At 44.8% G+C, this 2,605-nt stretch carries 2 protein-coding genes; both read right to left on the minus strand.

The features are described 5' to 3' along the window. Nucleotides 1-179 precede the first annotated feature (179 nt). The gene (locus U9Q77_09030) at nt 180-1,469 is read right to left on the minus strand and encodes a FlgD immunoglobulin-like domain containing protein (GenBank protein MEA3287500.1); all 1,290 of its coding nucleotides are present in this window, start codon (nt 1,467-1,469) and stop codon (nt 180-182) included. A 283-nt stretch (nt 1,470-1,752) separates the two neighbouring features. Next, on the minus strand, nt 1,753-2,502 hold the full coding sequence (locus tag U9Q77_09035; GenBank protein MEA3287501.1) for a hypothetical protein: 750 nt from the start codon (nt 2,500-2,502) through the stop codon (nt 1,753-1,755). Between the last annotated feature and the right edge of the window lie 103 nt (nt 2,503-2,605).

Below are 2,605 nucleotides of genomic sequence, written 5' to 3' on the forward strand. Positions count from 1 at the left end.
ATAATGGGAAAGGCCTGCCACCAGAATTTGATTTCAAAACAGCAAAGAGTCTGGGAGTTCGCATGATCCACATGTTGATCGAGGATCAACTTGGTGGTACGGTTCAGGTTGAGTCCAATAGTGGTACACACTACCATCTTGAATTTCCATATGAACCGGTGTAGATCGAGGTGTGCGAACTATTTCAGCATCAATATTTTATTGACTTCGCGGTAGTTGCCACTTTCCAGAACCACCAGGTAAGTGCCTGAGGCCATGGGTTTTCCCTGGTCATCCAGGCTATTCCATTCCACCTGATGATAACCCTGAGATAAATTCTGATCCACCAGGGTCCGAACGATTTGATTCCGTAAATTGTAAACGTTGATCTTGACATGACTGACTTCAGGTACACCAAAGCCTATGGTGGTTACCGGATTAAATGGATTGGGATAGTTTTGACTGAGAGAGAATGATTGAGGCAACAGCTGATCGCGATCAACATTAACCGCTTCAGATACTTTTATCGCGAAGGTATCCAGTGATGCAGTCCAGCCCCAGGCATCATAAGCAATGACATGCCAGTCTAACCAAACCTCTCGTGGTAATTCTTCAACATTGAATACTTCTGTATTACTCATTGGCGTCCAGGAAGTAATGAGAGTCTCCCCTTCTTTTATATACAGAGAATACGTGATGGGGTCAGCCTCTGGATCAACTGGCACCTCCCAACTAAACTCAATATCAGTAGCATCTACCTCGACGATATATCTACCATCTTCGGGTGTAATCAATCCAAATGCATCTGGTGGGTCATTCACTGCTGTTACTTCAATATAGACCCAGGCACTATCCATACTGTATTCAGTGGATAACTCGTATTGGAAGGAATCCTGTCCAAAGAAATTTTCAGGTGGGATATATCGGAAAGCAGATGGATATAGTACCTCAAGATATCCATGAATAGGATCTTCAATTATGTTTGTCGTTGCGACAACATCTTCACCAATAACATCATTTTCCAATACTGCAATGGTTGAACCTTCCTCATCTTCAATTTGGACAGTATAATCATCGACTGCATCCAGATAGCTTATTGGATTCGTCCCTGAGAATTGATAGGGCTCCCCCACTGTTCCAACTGCGTCTCCACTTTCAAAGTTGAGCGTCTGATCCAGATCAACGACGTTTCCAACCTCACTATCCCAGGCTTTGAAGGTCAGATCAAGTCCCGAATCGTTGCTGTACACCATGAGGAAATGCATATATATCTCACCCACCAGAATTGGCTCAGAAACACCTCGGCATTCTTCATTGTAAAATACAGCCAGAGCATCAGCTGCATTACCAGATGTTTCTCCATTGATTTCAACAATAGAGGTAACCGTCATGGTATGTTCATAATCCGGTGGATTGATCACCCACTCGGCGGGGTATTGGGCTTGGAGAGCGGTGAATAGAAGTCCAAGTATTGTTATCGTGCGTTGCATGCTCTGTTTCCTGTTCTTTTAGCCACGGGGTTACGCAAATCAAGTAGTGGCTACCTGCCAAACCGTTGTTCCTCTACCCCCAGGACATCTCTCCATACTGGGGGAGAAATTCGATGTCGTCATCTGTATTGAGTGCCAAGCACCAGCCCTTCGATACGATCCCGATAAAAGCGTCGGGATCACTCAGGGGCCTGAGTTGTTCGATCCCAAACGAACCAGGATCACTCAGGAGTCTAGTTCGTTCACCGAGTGATTGCGCAGCAATCGTATCGAGGTATGCGAACTATTTCAGCATCAACATCTTCCGTACTTCACGGAAAGAACCACTCTCCCTGACAACCAGATAACTTCCAGATGAAATAGGATGTCCTGATTCATTCAGACTATTCCAGACTACAAATCGATACCCGGCTGATAGATCATTGTCAACGAGGGTTCGTATCTCTTGTCCGCGTAGGTTATAGATGCGAATTCTGACATGTCCACCTTCCGGTATGCCAAAACCCATGGTTGTCCGTGGGTTGAATGGATTGGGATAATTCTGCCCCAAACTGAAGACATCTGGAATATATCCTCTATCACCAATACCTAATGGTGTTCTAAGGATAATCATGGGATTCATCAGACTACCAACAATGGCATCAGCCTGAAAAATCAACTCGCTGCCGCTCTCATAAAACAGCTCTCCTTCAGCCTGCCAAATCCGAAATGTGATTGGTTCAGAGATGTCACCATAGATCTGCATATATATGCGATACGCCTCTAGCTCAGGTACATACACTGGCCGCCCAACACCGCGACACTCATCACCCACAAAAGCAGCAACGGCATCATCTGGATCATTAATACCTAAAGTATCACTTTCAATCAGCGTTGTTATCGTCATGTTAGATAAGTATTTATACCTATCAACGGTCCAAGGACATTCCACGAGAAGCGGTTGTTCTTCAGATTCATCAACTATTACTGGATCAAGCGACCGACCATACCCTGAAGGATAGATCAAAGTATCTGATTGAGCCAGATGCAGCATATATCCCACTCCTGGTTCCAGATAAAAAGTCAGATTGCTTTCGCTCAATTCGATGCCAATTATGGCTGGTATGGATCACTGGATTATCTGGAACCAGGAGTGG

The organism is Candidatus Neomarinimicrobiota bacterium, from assembly GCA_034716895.1.
In the GTDB taxonomy this organism is placed as follows: Bacteria; Fidelibacterota; UBA8477; order UBA8477; family JABMPR01; genus JABMPR01.